We start from the raw sequence: 17,821 nt of genomic DNA, 5'->3' as shown, positions 1-17,821 counted from the left end.
ATCCTAGCCCCATGCAACGCATGGGGTTATGTAAGGAGGTAATCAACGTCCTGTAGGGACAGCTCATTCATTTTTGAACTGTGCTTTCAGCACGATTTAATTCCAGTCTGTTCTACTACTATCATAACAAAAATTTCAGGAGTTTTCTTGCAAGTACTATTTAATTGCTTGTATTGCGAATTTATTAAAAACAAAAAGAAACGGTATCTTTCAAAGATAGTACTGATGATTAGGCAGAAACAGCTCTTTACAACAAGCCTTTAAGTGTTTTTTCCAATTCGTCTCCTTTTAAATCTTTTGCGATAATCCTGCCAGAGGGATCAATTAAAAAGTTTGAAGGAACAACTGTAACATTATATCGGGCAGCAACATTTCCGTCTTTAGAATCTATATCCTGCAAGGAGCACCATTTAATAAAATACTTATCCGAGGCTTTGATCAGGTTATCCATATTTTTGACATTTGCAATGCTTATAACCTCCAGGTTCTTTTCCTTGTATTTATTATACACTTTCAAAATGTTTTCATTTTCACGCACACAGCCCGGACAACCGGGTTTCCAAAACTCCAAAAGAATATACCTTCCCTGAAAATCTTTAAAACAGACTTTTCCCCCTTTAATATCCGGCAAGGTAAAGCCCTCGGCCACATCCCCAATTTTAACATCTTTGTTAAGCTCGAGCCATTTTAAAATTGTTTTTGCATATTCAGAATCTTTCACTTCAGGGGATAAGTTATCGTACAAAGAGCAGACTTCGGATTTTTGAAGTCCACCAATTAAGTTTTTTAAGGTAAAGGCGCTATAAATCTGATCAGAATTCTCTTTTATATATTTTGCGCCAAACACAAACCCTTCCTGAATCAGGTTTCTTTGCCGTTCTGATATGGCCTGAACCTTCTCCATATCCTGGACCTGCATTGCCCCCATTAAAACGTTCGTCAGACTATCGAGTTGAAGCTCCAAAGACAGCCTGGAATTAAAATACCGGTTATGTTGACTTTGTATCTCACCCCCTTTAACACTGGCATATTTCACCTCCCCCTTTTTACCAGATATCGTTATATCAACATTTTCCACAAAAAGAGCTAAGTACTCTGTTTCCCGCCCTTTTCCTATAAATATGCCATGTGGCGCTGCTTTTGTATTTAAAACATCAAAATCAAATTTGTATTTTTTAATATAGGTAGTGTCTAGTATTTTATTGGTTTCCAAATTCCTTAATACCACCATAGTCCCGTCAGGGTACCCCTGGATATCCGCAGTTATTTTTAACGGTCCGTTGGTACCGGAACAAGAACATAAAGACACAAAAAAGCAAAGGGTTAAAAAAGTAAATTTTCTCATTACGTTTCGTTTTAAATTTTTAAACTGTTTAACTACATTTCCATTGCCACAATCGACAATGAATCACCAATGTATCAACAACATAAAACAATACAAAAATTCAACCCTCGTTTAACCTAACATTAACCAGACTTTAACTACAGAGAGATATTTACCTTCAACACTTATTTTAAATAATCAATAATAAAATTCTTGACTTTACGATTTCACAAGCGCCTATAACCTTACCTTTCCCAATCCATACTCTTTTGAAGGGTATAAAATCCCATTTTTAAGGGTAAAAAGATCATAGAAGGGATCGTCCAGCAGATCCAGATGACCATCCAGATCTGCATATTCAATATTTGGCCTGCTCAAAGCAAAATGAAGCCCTGCAGATATACCCAAAGCACATTCATCAATACAGCCAACCATAACCTGCAATCCAGCGGCTTTTGCCACCGAGTTAATATGTTGGGATTCCAGAATACCACCCACCTTCATTATTTTAATATTAACCATATCAATCAATTCATTACTTGCAAGCCTAAAAGCGTCCTTTAAAGTTTTTATACTCTCGTCAGCCATTACCGGAATATCGATATTTTGGGTAACCTCACCCAAATGTTCTTCATGAGTTTGTTTTGTTGGCTGCTCTAATATTTCAATATTTGCATTTCTCGTTTTCTCAATCAACTCAATTGCCTCTTCGGGAGAATACCCTTGGTTGGCATCAAAACGCAGGACGAAATCATCCCCAAACCGCTCCCTTAATTTCATCAATTTTTCAACATCTTCATCCAGGTTTGCTCCGCCTTTTAGTTTTAGGATAGTAAACCCCTGCTTTAAATAATACCCGGCTTGCTCCATCGTTTCTTTTACAGATAATATCCCTATGGTGATACTGGTTGGTATCATTTCACGAAAACCACCCAACAGCTGATAAAGGGGTAACTTTGCCTTACGCGCAAGCAAATCATACAGTGCCATATCAACCATGGCTATAGTAGAGGAAGCCTTGGGGCATACCTGTTTTAAATAATGGGTAATGCGTGATAACTGAAATGGAGATTCCCCTTGCAATAAACCAATTATCACAGTCTCAATGTTCCGCACCACTTCTTCCGGAGTTTCCCTTGTCACTTCCACATCTGGTGCTGCACAACCCCATCCGGTAATACCTTTATCCGTTGATAGCTTTAGTATTATATTGGTTGTTTTACTTATTGTTTCATAAGCTATAGTGTAGGGAACAGCAAGAGGCATATCAAACCTGTAATACTCTACTTTGGTAATTTTCATATGCTTTATATTTTCTTTTAATACCGATTCCGAAACAGTTTATCTGAAGGCGTATTTTTTATTGTTTCAACAAAATCCACCATCTTTTTAATCATGATATCCCACATCTTTTTGCCCTTTTCAACTGTTGCCTTGGTTGCATCCCCCATAACACCAGAGCTGGTAAGTTTTTCTGTATGCACATACCAGTTCACACCTCTTTCTGATGTATAATCCAAATATACATTATCCAGGTCAAGAGTATCATCAACCGCTTTGTCCATATCAACCAATTCAGGTCTGATGGCAAGCGTGGTACTGGTTTCTATTTCTCCTGCATGAATATCATTGGATGTATCAATGAGCCGGTATAAATCTACGTCACTGGTTTCTCCTGTTTCAACACAAACAAAAATACGCGCATCACGATTGATCATTTGAGCTGCATAGGCTAATGTGGGAGCATTATCACCATGCCCATTCAGCAACACAATTTTTTTTATCCCATTATGTGCCAAGCTCATGCCTATATCATATATAATTGCCGACAATGCATTATTAGTTACCGATAAAGTACCTTTGAAATCACTATGATGATAAGATACCCCATAAGGAATAGCCGGCAAAACAAATGGCTTAGGGTCATTACAATGCCGGGCTACTTCTTTGGCGAGATACTCAGCATCAAAAAAGTCCACATCAAGGGGCAGGTGTGGCCCATGCTGTTCTATTGCCCCACAAGGCAAAATTGCAGTATCCACAATTTTCAACCTTTCCTGAATTTGAGGCCATGACAATGTGGCCCACATATAATCAGGATATTTACTTTGATCCTTCATCATATTTATAATTACCCATGTTTAAAAAATCATCATCAACATCTACATCTATCCACTTTCCATTCACACGCTGCACTGCTCCGCTGGAATATTGCATAAGTATAGTAAACAAAGGTTTACGGATATGTTCAGGCAGGTCGTCGAGACAACTCCTTTCCGTATCAAACCTCAACTTCATAATTTCCGGATGCTTTTTGGCTGCTTTACGAGTAAATTCGTTATCAACCAAAAGGTTCTTTTCCTGCAACATATAATATAAATGTGCCGCATCGCTCCCTATCTGTTTTACCGATTTAAACCCTAATGCTTTTAGCCCCCTGTCTATTTGCCCGGGATCATAACCACAATGTTCGGGGTTTTCATCCAGGGCTTTGAGCATACCAATAATCCTACGACATTTTTCGCAATTACCACAGGGATGCATGTGCTCCCCTTTTTTATGAGCTGCATGACAGGACACCTGGTGCTTTTGAAGATCAGGATACCTTTTTACCAGAATTTTCATAATCAACATTTCCGACAAGCTACGCAGCAAGGAATATTGATAAATGTTCCAGCCTTTTTTAAAATAGTACCGGGTTAAAGCATTATCAAAATATTTACTTTGATCATACAACCCATTATAATGAGAAATGCCATCCATGTTCCCCTTAACTGTTGTATCATATTCATCTCCAATCAGAACATTACCGATTCCTTTTTTCCGGACAACAGGCAACACTCCAAATAAAAACACAGCAACAGTCCATAACCTTACAGGATAAATATCAGCTCTTATATTGGCATAATTATCTTTAATAAAAGGCAAATGCTTAAGCATCCAATTAAAAACCCGGTCACTGTTACACCATGGCTTTTCAGTATTTGGTTCCGCATCAGCAAAATGATGGTAAGAATTATAGGCTGTATACCAGTGCCTCCCTGCTTCATTTATGAAAACAGGATAAGCCTCCCCCAACTCCTTAACAATACCGTAGGTTAATAAACTATCTTTGCCCCCGCTGCTTAATATGGCATATTTATTCAAATCAGTTGATGTGCCAGCTTTATTCTTATGCAAGTTTGTGAATTGAGTGTTGGAAAAAACAAGGCTTGCCAAGGTATAAACCTCCCTTTTTTCTGGTCGAAGACTATCAAAAGGCGGTTTTAAAAACTCATTTTTCACAAGCAGCTTGTTTGTAAAAACCTCACGGGATGTGTTTTCCATCATATCCCTGATAAATCGCTGATCCACCTTATCAAACAAACCATCAAATTCAATTACTTTACAAAACAAGCCATAATTCAAAGCCACTTGTACAAGCATCATTGAGGCAAGGTTCACATCATCATAAGAATTTTTATCAAAATATTCATTATCATATGTATACACCAGATCATACGACACCCCATTTCCATCAAACTTTTCAACTACATAACTAGCCTTAACTTTTTTGGGTTCTATCCGAATATCAACAACTGATAGTTTTTTGATAACGACAAAAGATTCTATAGTAATCACTTTAAATAGGATTTAAGAAGTTTTACCAATTCATATGCACCGTATTCTAATACATCAAATGCCGGCAAACCGGTTTCTCTGGTTATATTATCACAAGCCGGAATAATTTCGTCCTTTTCCATATCTTCATGGTTTACGGTAATGGCTATTACCTTTTTACCCGAAATAGTTTCAATAGCAGCAACCTGTTCTTTAAGCCCATGCAGTTTATATCCTGGAAAACCATCATATTCAACCCTTTTGGGGGCATGCTGCAAAACAACATAATCAGGTCTCCCTGCTGCAAGTATTTCAAAACCTCCGGGGTAAGCGGGATTCATTAAACTACCCTGACCTTCAATCACGATTAAGTCTGGCGACTCATTTTTCCATGCTTCATGTACGGCATGTTCAATTTCACCCGACACAAAATCATTGATACAACTATCCATTACCATAGAATATTTCGCTCCTTGCATCCAGGCTGTTTGTCCAGTACCAATCATTTCAGCTTTCAACCCGGCCTCACGAAATGAATGAACAATAATCCACGCCGTTGTTCGCTTTCCTATGGCAGAATCTGTACCCAACACAGCTATTTTTAAACAATCTACTTCCTCAATCTTGCCACTGAAGAAATGCAGTTCATCACGATCTGGTGTACGACGAATATCCCGAATACGGCAATTATTTTTAATAGCCGTTGCCATAAGCTCTTCATTTTTATACAAAAAGTCGTGCAACCCACTATCAACATTCATCCCTTTATTCAAAGCTTCAGCTATCACATCTTTAGCTTCCTGAGGCAGTCTCCCTCCATCCGGAGCAAGACCAACAACCAATGTATCTGGTCTATATTGGTCTCCCAATACATCCATAGCTGTGTTAAAATCGCCAAATATTGGAATACCACAAGGTTTTCCATCCAGTACCATTCCTGCATCCTGTCCTGCATATTCAGCATCAATAACACCAACTATATCATACCGTTCGGTAAAACGCACCAATCCATGAGCTGTTTTACCATTGGGCGTATTATAAGCCCCTCCTGCATATACCAGGGCTTTTCCATCTATTGACTTTTTCATTTGTTACATTTTTGCATAACACCAGCAACCTAAAAACCACAAGCCTTTATAAGCATTCATTATATTCTCAGCCTGCATGTCCCCAAGGTTACCTGTTCATATATCCATATTAGTATTTTCCTGTTAAAATAGCCACATACCTATCATTAATCAGATTTTCCTTTTCATGCTTTTGGAGCAAGGCAATCAATCCGGAAGTTGAAGCAGGCAAAATCCTGTAGCCTTCCTTTTTATGTAAAAAAACACTCATGTCCTTCATCTTCTTATCACTGATATGATGCGCCTCCCCATCTGATTGTCTCAAGGCAAAAAGAGCTTCATTGCCATCAAAACTGTGCCAGTTAATCAGGGGTTCATTGACCACGGTTTCCTTTATCAACTTAGGATCAATATCAACGCATGCATCCAAACCAGATTTAAATGACATAATAATAGGGTTTTTGTAGGCTGAAGATCCTGCAATAAAAATGGGTATCCTGGATGTTTTACCCCTTTTATACAAACTCACAAACCCCCTATAAACCCCGGCCAGCAAGGTTCCATTAGAAACTGGCGCAGCAACATACTTTGGCGCATCCCTTAGCTGGTCATAAATTTCTTTGGCAATTTCAGCATAGGCTGATATTTGCAAGGAAGTATTAGCACCACCCGGATTGGCATCGTACCAATCGTTTACCAAAGCAAGCCTGCTAGATTCAGAAACAGCATCTTCATATGTACCCGGCAACCTAATAATTTCAGCATCGAAACGTTCCATCTCCTTTACTCGCTCGGTATGGTAAGTTTCCGGGATAAAAATCTTACAATGTACTCCTGCCAGATAAGCGGCAAATGCCACTGCCACACCATAATTTCCACAAGTAGCTACTGATATAATATCAAACCCCCTTCTAAAAGCATCATGCACTTGCGCAAAAGCAATCCGGTCTTTTTGAGTACCGGTAGGATTTTCCCCCTCATATTTAATATATAGTTGCCTGAGATTCATTTCGCGCTCAAGGTTTTTTGCCCTGTTCAATGAAGTATCTCCTATTTCAAGAGAAATGATATCTTCTAAGGATTCTATTCTGTCAACAATCGACAAGTCCTTATCCTTTACCATATCACTCAATTTGCTTACCTCTTTTGTAATTCTTATTTCTGCTGATTTTACGCCATCAAGAATATTCATTTGGTTGTTATTTTTTTTTGTGAGTTTAATTAAGATTATACCGCATCCAAAGCAAAAGTTTCAAGACTGCTACAGTTCTCACCTTTGGTCAGTTTGCACCCATCCACAACCCTACTTTGATACCGTATTCAAGTTAGCCATAAAAAACCTTTTATCAAGAGGATTTGAAGTCTGAAAATTAGCTTTTGCTCCAAGCTTTAATAAATGGAATCTTATACTGAACAGGTAGTAATAACATCAATAAACAACCTTTACCACAAGCATCTTATTCAACAACCTGCGTCACATCATGCAACCAGATAGTGTTGGCAAAAAAACTGCTGAAATTTTTGTTAGCCCACCCACACCCCTCAGTCCTCCCGAATACAAGTTCGGGAGGACTGAGGGGTGAGCGTAGGAATCATGAGTTTTCTTGCAGGAACCAGATAATTGTTTAATTCATGCATATTACTTAATCTATCTACTAATAATTTTTAGCATCTTCTGATCAGCCATCCTATATGGCAAAGTATCAGCAAAGGAGTTTATTCCATAGTGTTTTCCTGATATATATTAAGAAGTATCTGTTTGATCAATCAGAATTTTGGCTTGGTACCAAAACAATTGAGGGTAGTCCGGAGCCACCTGCTGCAAAACGCCTCACACAAGGCTGCTCCAACATCAAAAATCAGGCATGATATATTGTCACATTTCATTGCAAATATCTATAAAACAATAACAAAAGCAAGCAATATTAATCCCCATATATTTATTGGGTTAACAGATGCAATATTAATTCATTCTTGTTCACAAACAAATTAATATACATTTTTTTATCATTTTTTTTTGCAAGATATACCCTCCCGGAGAATACATAAACATCAAAAAAATAAGTCACACAAAAACGCGCTCTACTTCTCAACAACAACCAATGTACAGAGTAGTTATACACTCACTAAATCCACGTTAATCTATGCCAAAGTTTTTCAAGTGGCCCCTGCTTATATTTTTTAATCCACCAGTTACAAAACGTAATTTGCAAAACAAACAACACCACTCCCAGCAACAAACTCTCGCTAACACTAATTTTAGGAGCCAGGTTAAAAGCATACGGAAAGTATAACAGAGAGCCTACAATAGATTGGGTAACATAATTGGTCAAACTCATTTTTCCATAAAACAAAAAGGGTTTGGTCATTTTTCGGAAAAAGCTGGTTTTGTATAACAGCACAAACTGGCTCAACCAAACAAAAGTGCAAGCCAACTTAAACCACATATCAATGGCTACGCCAATAGATCTACGGAATTCAAAATCGCGATTGAGATAAAACTCCTTTTGCATAAAATACATAACTATAGCCCCCAGCAATGCCAGCACTATAATCCGTATCCAAATTTTCGTATTCGACGGTTCAGGTTTATACCAACCTTTTCTTCCTATAAACAAACCCATTAAAAACAGACCGGCAGTCTGCAAAAACCTTCCGTTTTCAACCGCCCACATCATACTCCAAACCTGACCTACAGTTGTATTCCCTTTAACCAGCGCACCAAACGACCCTTCATTTACATACTCTTTTACCTGACCATGCATACCCCAGTTTATCTGCTTTGGGATTTCGAAGGCACTGTCAAAAACGTCTCTAAAAAAATAATAAAGTTCCATGGGCTGTAAAAGAAAAAACACTGAAGCTATCAGCAGCACTGTATCATTAGCCTTTCTGAACACAAACAGAAAAATTCCTACTACCGCATACAACATCAAGACTTCCCCCGGAAAAAAGGCAGCATTAACACAAGCAAAACAGGCCAACAGCAACAAACGCCATAAAAACCTGCCCCCAAAATCATTGCCTTTTTCTTTAGCTTTAGAGTACATAATGTAAAATGTAAAACCAAATAGCAAGGCAAATAACGAATATGTTTTTCCTCCGAACATAAAAAACAAGGTATCCCACACTCCCCTATCCACATTACTCATCCCATCCCATCCTCCGGGAAATACATATAGATTAAACCTTTCGATATTATGCAACAACATTATGGCCATAATGGCAAAACCACGGATAAAGTCGACTACTTCGATACGGTTTTTAATTGGAGTTTGAGTTGTCATAGAGCGTACTATAAATTATTAGTCTCTGCAAGAAAACTCCTGTTTTATAGTGAACCCCACCGTTAACCCCTCCTCCCCTAAAGGGGAAGCCTCTCGCACTGTGCGGGTTGAGACTCTCCCTTTAGAGCCTGTCCCGAACTTGTATTCGGGAGAGTTGGAGGGTGTGGGCAGGAATATAATCGAGTTTTCTTGCAAGCATTAATTAAAAACTAAAGATAGACGTTTTTTTTATTCTGAACTTTTAAAATAAAACAAACAGATTACACCTGTCATTTACCGGTAATCTTCTTTGCTTTAATGAAGTAATTCAGGATATCCTTACGGGCAGACCCTAAGCTTTCCAAAACAACCGACAATAATATTATAGCCCCGCCAACTACTGCATTTGAGTCGGGGTATTCCTTTAAAAAGAAAAGGGCAATCAATATTCCGTACACAAGCTGCGTACTGCTTACAATACTGACAGAAGTAACCGAAAAATGCTTTAAACTAGTCAAAAACATGGTATGGCCAAGTGCTGTTGTGAGCAAAGCAAGGGTTAAACCGGCAGGCAACTGCCCTATTATATCGATGTCATCATATAAGAAATATGTAGGACCTAAAAACACGGCCACCACTACCATTTGATACATCATAATTACCGAACCATTATAATGCCCCAACCTGCCTTTAGAAATAATGTTTCGCAACGAAAATAGCAGAGCAGAGAAAACACCCACACATATGGCAATAAAATAACTGTTCTTGAAATCGAGTTCCGGAACAAGGAAATACACCCCCAATAAAACTATAAGCCCAAGCACAATTTGAATTTTCCGGAACTTATGCTTTAATATTACCGGTTCTAAAAAAGCAGTAATAACCGGAAATGTAAATAAAGAAATCATACCCACTGCCACATTCGACAAGCGCAGCGAATAAAAATAGGTAATCCAATGCACACCCATTAACACGCCACTCAAAAAAACGACGCCCCGATCCGCTTTGGGGATCCTTAATTCAATACCTTTCCATTTACAAAACAAAAAAATAATAAACCCGGCTACAATAGCCCTGAATCCAATTAAAAAAGGCACCGGCATATCAATATACCGAGCCAGTGTTCCTGCCGTGGCCATAAAAACAAATGCCACATTGAGCTGAATAACATGATTTATATTGGTGTTTTTACCCATATCTCCCAAAAAATAACCGACCCACAATCTCTTTTGCGGGCTTCGTTGTTTAAAAGCTGCAAATTTAATTGTTTATAAATGCATTGAAACAAAATAAAGTATGCCATTCAGCATTATTTTATTCATCGCATTATTAAAGTGAAAGGCTATTTTCCTGTGCAACTAGCCACCCCGAAAACAAAAAACATATTTTTTATATCTTTGCCCCTCAAAAAAAACTATTATGGCACTCTTTAAAACTTCCATTGTTCTACTGACACTAAGTCTGTTTATCCCAAAGAATTATTCATTAAAAGAAGCCATTGATGTACACAATTCTGTAACCACTATAGATACACATTGCGATACACCAATGAAGTTCGTGAACAATGGCTTTGACATCAGCAAAAACCACGAAGCCCCTTCGAGCAGAGTTGACATACCCAGAATGGAGCAAGGCGGGCTTGATGCTATTTTCTTTGCCATATTCACCAGCCAGAAAAAACGTACCGAGGCAAACTATGTTGAAGCATACGACTTAGCCAATCAGATGATAGATTCTACCATGGTTAGTTTAAAAGCCAATAAAAAAAGCTCTGGCCTGGCTCTTTATGCCAACGACATCACCAATCTTGAAAAAGAATCAAAAAGGGCCATTTGCCTGGGAATGGAAAACGGTTTTCCCATAGCAACAGACATAAAACGCGTAAAGGAATTTTATAAAAAAGGTATTCGCTACCTTACACTTTGCCATACTGCCAATAACGACATATGCGATTCTTCTACTGATCCTGTTGGGCCGGAACACAACGGACTCAGCACATTTGGAGAAGAAGTTGTGGGCAACATGAACAAACTGGGCATGATCATAGATATATCACACATTTCAGATTCTTCGTTTTACGATGTCATACGCCTGAGCAAAGCACCGGTGATTGCCTCTCACTCCAGTGTGCGGTCGGTTTGTAACCACCCCAGAAACATGAGCGACGATATGATTAGAACGCTGGCCAAAAATAATGGCGTAATCCAGATATGCATCCTGGGCGACTATATTAAAGCACCCGATACCACATCCGTTAATTACATCAAACTTGAGGAGTTAAGAAAGAAATACAACAATTACCAATATAAAAACGACGAAGAACGCAAAAAAGCATGGGCAGAATGGCATGAGATCAATGAAAAATATCCTCCTGTTTTACCGACCATTGCCGATGCTGTTGACCATATCGATTACGTGGTAAATCTGGTTGGTGTAGATCATGTAGGCATAGGTTCTGATTTTGATGGTGGAGGTGGATTGGCCGACTGTACCAGCGTAGCAGATTTTCCTAAAATAACCCTTGAACTTTTAAACAGGGGATATACACGCGAAGAGATTGCCAAAATATGGGGAGGTAATTTTTTGAGGGTATTTAAGGAAGTAGAAAGAGTAGCAGAGAGTTGAGAGTTAAAAGTTAAGAGTTGAAAGTGGAAAGTTAAGAGTTGAAAGTGGAAAATGAGTATGGAGAGAGTTTAAATGAATTATATTTAAAACACAAGTTATCCTGATAATGGTTATACATAAAGCGCGAGCATGATGCTCGCGCTAATAATATCTAAATATTTATCATTAAAAATAACGTATCGACCTCCCCTTTTTTTCAACTTCATCCACATCAATATTTTTAAAAGTTAAAGTAATAGGATATCTTTTCCGAACTTCTGCTTCCTCCTCTTTTGTTAACTCATTATAATTTTGGTTTTTAAAAAACACATATTCTTTTCTTAAACCAATAACAGTACTCCACACGGCATCCATTGTTTTCATATAATCATTATACAAAGTATTGTTATCATACTTATATAACATCACATATTTTTTGTGGCCCTTAATATAGTTACCCAGGTCGCTTTTTACTTTTTCAATATTACTTGCATCCGCATCTGTAATTGTATATAAAAAATCAATTTTATCTTCATCTACCCAAATGGCATCTTTAGGAGGAAGCAATGCGAACAAAGCCACTTCTTTTCCTTCAAAATCATTACCTATTGGATTTACAACATAACCTATTTTTAAAAGATCAATGTTTCGCAATGCCATCCTTACTTTATCAACAAATTCCATTTTCACAGCCTTGTCAACAATTAACAAAGTAGTCATTTTATACAACTTCTTTTGGTCGGCGTTTGCTTTTACTGAATTCAAGACTTGATCCAGTTGATTAAAATCTTTCTTTACTCCATCAACAAAAAGCTGCTTATCTTCAATTTTTATTCTGCAAAGAATAAAATCCTCATCGTAAGGCTTAACCTCCTTTGCACTTGGCAAATCTATTGTACCATTTAAATTGTCACTTACTTTTATTTCCGGGTTAACATTTTCGGGCATTAACTTTCCCTTAGTCATATTAGCAAAAAACAAAAATGCAACTGCTAGTAACGGAAGTACGATAATAGCTTTCAATTTAGCTATCCGTCCTGATTTTATTTTATTCATCATGGCTATTCGTTTTTTAATCGATAATAAATTAAAGTTATTTACCAGCTCAACTGAGCGAATGCTGATTAACTGACTCAGTAGAAGAGACTGATAATCGAATAATTTATGTCCATTGTTAAGCACATGCCTGTCGGCAATATACTCATGACACGATTTAATCGATTTCTGTATGCGCCATGTCAGGGGATTAAACCACTGGAATGCAATAATGATATGTGCCAGCAGTAAATCCACGGTATGTTTCTGTTTCACATGAATCTTTTCATGCTCCAACACTTGTTCAAATTCACTATTTGTTAAGGCTTCTTTATTAATAAATATCCATCTCAAAAAAGAAAAACTCGGCACTTCATCTGATAACAGAACCAGTGTATAAGCCTTTTCCTTTATAGCTTTGTTTTTATGGACCAAATGAGCCAGCTGAAAAATATGAACAACCAGCCTCAGTATAAAAAAGAGCAAGCCTATTAAATAAATATAAAATAAGATCTTTACAAGATTATAGGAAGATTTGTCCTGAATTTGCCGGAAACCTGATTTATTTTGGTCTCCAACAATCGTAGCACTTGCCTTATTTTCTTCATGGGATACTGAATAATCAGGATCTGTTAATAAAATAAGTTCTTCGTAATAGTTTCTAAAATGCCCCACTCTAATAATTGTTTCTGATAACACATTGGAGCGGATGGATTCAATAGAAACAGAACTTAAAGGCATCATCAAAGACAACACCATAGCTCCGATTAAGTATATTCTGTTAAAAGTAAAATAAGTTTCTTTACGAAAGAAAATTACATACCCCAGATAAAACAGAGTCAAACACAAACCTGACTCAAATAAATATATCAGAAACTTAGCCATTTTGTTGCTTTTTGAGTTCTTCCAACATCTTTATTGCTTCATTTACTTCTTCTATTTTTAAGTTTTTATTTTCAGAGAAAAAACTAACTACCTGAGAAAACGAATTATTAAAATACCCTTTTATCAGGCTGCCCATTTGTCCTTTGCTGTAATCATCCTTCGAAATCAATGGGTAATACTCATATGTTCCTCCATACTTTTTAAACCCCACAATTTCTTTTTTAACCAAAACCCGAACAATGGTTGAAACACTATTATACGGAGGTTTTGGATCGGGCATCTTTTCAATTATGTCCTTAATAAAACCTTTCTCCAGTTCCCATAATAGCTTCATTATTTTTTCTTCTGCTTTTGTTAAAGTTACCATCGTATTACTAAGTTAGTTAATCAGCAATACAAACATATAACTTATTTTTAAGTTTGTCAACTTATTTTTAAGTTATTTGTATAAAAACCTGTTATTCAACCCAACAATGATTTACACTATTAATATTATCAAGTCAACCAGGCTTTTCATTTCTTTTTAAAAGATTATTGCTTCGTTCGGCACAACCAATATAAGCTTGGCTCTGCACTCTCTTATTGCAACAATTGACTGTTGCTGCAAAAACAAAATAAAAAAAGCATCCCAAAATGGAATGCTTTTAAAAATAAAGTATTACTAAAGTTTCGTCAGTAATCTCACCTGAAATAAACATTAGCTTTTGATTGCGATACACCTAAAGCCAACATAGTCTTATTGTACCAATATCCCTACAGGACAATGGTCAGATCCCATTATTTCATTCATAATAAAGGCATCTTTTAGTTCCGGAAGAAAAGATTCACTAGCCAAAAAATAATCGATTCTCCAGCCTACATTCTTACCGCGTGCCCCGGCTCTGTAACTCCACCAGCTATAAACATCCGTCTGGCCTGGATAAAAATGACGGAAGGTATCCTTTAGTCCACCTTGGGTATACCGATCCATACCATCAATTTCTTCCTGCATAAAACCAGCCGACTTGTTATAATTTGGCTTGGGCCGTGCCAAATCTATTTCGGTATGAGCCACATTAAAATCACCACAAACCAATACCGGCTTACCATTCTCCAATTTCTTTAAATACTCAAAAAAATCTTTATCCCATTGCTGACGATAATCCAAACGCTTTAATTCACTTCCCGAATTGGGAACATATACATTAACCAAATAGAATCTGTCATATTCCAGGGTAAGTACCCTTCCCTCTGTATCATGTTCTGCAATACCAATATCCTGAGTAACCTTTAATGGCTCTTGTTTTGATAAAACAGCAGTTCCCGAATAACCTTTCTTTTCGGCCGAGTTGGAGTAAATATGATACCCATCCATTTCTTTTAGAACCTCAGCAACCTGATTGCACTGCGCCTTGGTTTCCTGCAGACAAAAGATATCTGCGTCTATTTCTTTAAAATCCTTGAAAAAATCCTTTTTTGCCACGGCCCGCAAGCCATTTACATTCCATGATATTATCTTCATTTATTTTTTAGATAAGAGATTTTTAGATAAGAGATAAGAGACTTATTCCCATAACTTATCACTATTTAAAAATTTGGATGGCAATATAACAATACTTTTCACAATAGTTCGATAGTTTTTAATCATTGGCCATTAGTTTATTTGACAATAATCTAGATTCCAATATCTTATATCAATAGATCGTTAGATTTTAGATAATAGACATTAGACTGATTTACAATTCGCTTAAAATCAATAAGATAATAATTTTGTCATAAATTATTCAATGTATTTAGAATCAGTACATTATAAAAATTAACGAACTAATGTTATATAAAATTCTTTATTAATGTTGAAATTCCAAAGATTAAACACTTGCAAAAACTTAACGAATTAATGTTTTCAAAAGCACGCTTAAAATGCCAGGTGCATTAACCGATGCTCTTTTAGCACATCCGTTTTCAGGTTCCAAAAATGAGCATTTCCATGGGCAATCCTAAACACCTCCATATATTTCCGTATTGGCTGACCTGCCAAATCTTCAAGATACGCCCTGTTCTCCAACGCCTTATCAATTACAGCAGGATCTTCAATAAACTCAATCTCTCCTGAAATACGAAGTTCCTTAGCATCCAAAACATCATCAGGATTATTATAAAAGCACACTTCCACATGACGGTTTAAATGTAGTTGCTTACTCATTTCTTTAGGTGAAAGGGTTTCAAAATAAAATCCTGACTTATCAGCATACCACATTAACATAGCACGCACATGCGGCCTGTTGTTTTCGATTGTTGCCAAATAACACACCGGATTGGCGTTGGCAAATTCAATAACTTCCTTTTTATCCATAACTCATCCTCCCTATAATAAATTAATCAACCTTGGTATTTAGTCTCTGTAAAAAAACTCCAGTTTTATAGTAAGTCCCACCGCTCACGCCTCATCCCCAGAAGGGAAAACCTCTCGCAATGTGCAGGTTGGGATAAAATCGAGTTTTCTCAAGCACTCTTTAAGTTACGAAGAAAGGCAGGATAATGTCAACAAAAAAAGCGGCCCATCATGCAACTGCAATCCGGACCGCTTTTACAAGCTTAAAACATAGATATCACTTATTTTTCCAAAAACTTGGTGCAAAAAGTATTAATACCGAAAACAATTCCAAACGCCCTAAAAGCATCAAAACAGATAGAATCCATTTTCCGGCTCCCGGTATTGCAAAAAAGTTATTCATCGGACCAACCACTCCCAGTCCGGGACCAATACCTCCCATTGTTGTGGCCACAGCACCAAAAGCAGAGTCCATATCCAGTCCAACAACTGTCATAAACAGGGTTCCGATAATAAACACAGAAATATATAGCACTAAAAAAGCCAGCACCTTATATATTATTTCCTGAGAAACCATCTTCTTCCCAATTTTAAGGGGAATAACCGCATTGGGATGACTCATCCTCCTGAATTCTATTTTTAGGTTTTTCACCAAAATCATATGACGAAACAACTTGATTCCCCCGGAAGTACTTCCTACACAGGCTCCACTAAACATTAAACCAAAAACAATAAAGGTAAGATAGGGATGCCAAAGGGTATAATCAGCTGTTACAAAACCCGTACTGGTAACAACGCTTGTTACCTGAAACAAGGCATCGCGGAACGACTGCTCAAATGACATATCGGTACGGAAAAACAAAGTACCCCCAATAGTAAGGGAAGCAATAAGGATCACACTCAAAAACACCCTGAACTCGCTGTTTGTAAATAGCCTTTTCCCGTTTCCTTTAATCACAAAAAAGAACAATGCAAAGTTGGTACCCGCAAAAATCATAAACAGAACAATTACATATTGTATATATGGAGAATACTCAGCTATACTGGCATTTTTAGTAGAAAAACCGCCTGATGCAATAGTACCAAAACTATGGCACAAAGCATCAAACAAAGGCATACCACCCAATAATAAAAAGATGGTTTCCAGCCCAATTAATCCCATATAAATACCCCAAAGGCTCTTTGCTGTTTTTGTAATACGGGGATGCAACTTATCGTTTGTAACCCCTGCCGCTTCAGCATTATACAATTGCATACCCCCAAATCCAAAAAATGGTAAAATTGCAACCGCCAAAACAACAATTCCCATCCCACCAATCAAATGGGTTACGCTACGCCAAAAAAGTATACCATGGGGCAATGCCTCTATATCGTTCAATATCGATGCTCCCGTTGTTGTAAAGCCCGAAATAGTTTCAAAGAAAGCATTTGTAAAAGATGGGATTGCACCGCTAAGCACATATGGCAAACTTCCAAATAGCGACATTACAATCCACACAGCCGTAACAATAATAAAGCTTTCCCGCTTTAACTGATCCTTCACCACATTTCTGCCAAACATCCAAAACATCCCTCCCACTCCAAAAGTAATGGCAAAGGATAACAAAAACGACACTATATCATCTTCGCCATAACAAGCAGAAACACACGCACACAACAACATAAACAGACTCTCGAAAATAAGAATCCGCCCCAACGCATTAAATATGAACCTCTTATTAAGCATTAT

At 37.3% G+C, this 17,821-nt stretch carries 14 protein-coding genes; 1 reads left to right on the top strand and 13 read right to left on the bottom strand.

The genetic code is table 11. The features are described 5' to 3' along the window. Positions 1-247 precede the first annotated feature (247 nt). The 8 genes from OM074_RS18610 to OM074_RS18575 all read right to left on the bottom strand — a co-directional run bounded on the left by OM074_RS18610 (position 248) and on the right by OM074_RS18575 (position 10,453). Entirely contained in the window at positions 248-1,345 is a 1,098-nt protein-coding gene (locus OM074_RS18610; protein WP_301202089.1) for a TlpA disulfide reductase family protein, read from the bottom strand. 216 nt (positions 1,346-1,561) lie between these two features. Then, complete coding sequence (locus OM074_RS18605; RefSeq protein ID WP_301202088.1) at positions 1,562-2,626, bottom strand: mandelate racemase/muconate lactonizing enzyme family protein; 1,065 nt, start codon at positions 2,624-2,626, stop codon at positions 1,562-1,564. Positions 2,627-2,643: 17 nt separating this feature from the next. After that, positions 2,644-3,447: a creatininase family protein gene (locus tag OM074_RS18600; protein ID WP_301202087.1), complete on the bottom strand. Its 804-nt coding sequence runs from the start codon at positions 3,445-3,447 to the stop codon at positions 2,644-2,646. After that, complete coding sequence (locus OM074_RS18595) at positions 3,428-4,945, bottom strand: hypothetical protein (RefSeq protein ID WP_301202086.1); 1,518 nt, start codon at positions 4,943-4,945, stop codon at positions 3,428-3,430. Before OM074_RS18595 ends, OM074_RS18600 begins: the two co-directional genes overlap by 20 nt. Continuing rightward, a complete protein-coding gene (locus tag OM074_RS18590; protein ID WP_301202085.1) occupies positions 4,942-6,012 on the bottom strand; it encodes an N-acetyltransferase DgcN family protein in 1,071 nt (356 codons plus the stop codon). Before OM074_RS18590 ends, OM074_RS18595 begins: the two co-directional genes overlap by 4 nt. Positions 6,013-6,121: 109 nt before the next feature. Continuing rightward, on the bottom strand, positions 6,122-7,183 hold the full coding sequence (locus OM074_RS18585) for a pyridoxal-phosphate dependent enzyme (RefSeq protein ID WP_301202083.1): 1,062 nt from the start codon (positions 7,181-7,183) through the stop codon (positions 6,122-6,124). A 934-nt stretch (positions 7,184-8,117) separates the two neighbouring features. Next, positions 8,118-9,278 carry a DUF418 domain-containing protein gene (locus tag OM074_RS18580; protein ID WP_301202081.1) on the bottom strand — a complete coding sequence of 387 codons (1,161 nt, stop codon included), beginning with the start codon at positions 9,276-9,278 and terminating at the stop codon, positions 8,118-8,120. 269 nt (positions 9,279-9,547) lie between these two features. Continuing rightward, a complete protein-coding gene (locus tag OM074_RS18575; protein ID WP_301202080.1) occupies positions 9,548-10,453 on the bottom strand; it encodes a DMT family transporter in 906 nt (301 codons plus the stop codon). Positions 10,454-10,676: 223 nt separating this feature from the next. On the opposite strand from OM074_RS18575, the gene OM074_RS18570 reads away from it, so the two are divergent. Beyond that, positions 10,677-11,882: a dipeptidase gene (locus OM074_RS18570; RefSeq protein WP_301202078.1), complete on the top strand. Its 1,206-nt coding sequence runs from the start codon at positions 10,677-10,679 to the stop codon at positions 11,880-11,882. Between the two features lie 165 nt (positions 11,883-12,047). On the opposite strand, the gene OM074_RS18565 is transcribed toward OM074_RS18570, so the two are convergent. The 5 genes from OM074_RS18565 to OM074_RS18545 form a co-directional block, all read right to left on the bottom strand. Next, a complete protein-coding gene (locus tag OM074_RS18565) occupies positions 12,048-13,781 on the bottom strand; it encodes a M56 family metallopeptidase (RefSeq protein ID WP_301202077.1) in 1,734 nt (577 codons plus the stop codon). Continuing rightward, positions 13,774-14,148: a BlaI/MecI/CopY family transcriptional regulator gene (locus tag OM074_RS18560; protein WP_301202076.1), complete on the bottom strand. Its 375-nt coding sequence runs from the start codon at positions 14,146-14,148 to the stop codon at positions 13,774-13,776. The genes OM074_RS18565 and OM074_RS18560 overlap by 8 nt, the downstream gene beginning before the upstream one ends. Before the next feature lie 369 nt (positions 14,149-14,517). Beyond that, entirely contained in the window at positions 14,518-15,282 is a 765-nt protein-coding gene (locus OM074_RS18555; RefSeq protein WP_301202075.1) for an exodeoxyribonuclease III, read from the bottom strand. Positions 15,283-15,675: 393 nt separating this feature from the next. Then, positions 15,676-16,113 (bottom strand): pyridoxamine 5'-phosphate oxidase family protein, encoded by a 438-nt coding sequence (locus OM074_RS18550; protein WP_301202074.1) that lies wholly within the window; start codon positions 16,111-16,113, stop codon positions 15,676-15,678. A gap of 256 nt (positions 16,114-16,369) precedes the next feature. After that, positions 16,370-17,818, bottom strand: a complete 1,449-nt coding sequence (locus OM074_RS18545; RefSeq protein ID WP_301202072.1) for a TrkH family potassium uptake protein — start codon at positions 17,816-17,818, stop codon at positions 16,370-16,372. Positions 17,819-17,821: the final 3 nt, after the last annotated feature.

The sequence above is a fragment of the Plebeiibacterium marinum genome (assembly GCF_026013615.1).
In the GTDB taxonomy this organism is placed as follows: domain Bacteria; phylum Bacteroidota; class Bacteroidia; order Bacteroidales; family Marinilabiliaceae; genus Saccharicrinis; species Saccharicrinis marinus_A.
This window is presented reverse-complemented; position numbering and strand designations above follow the sequence as displayed.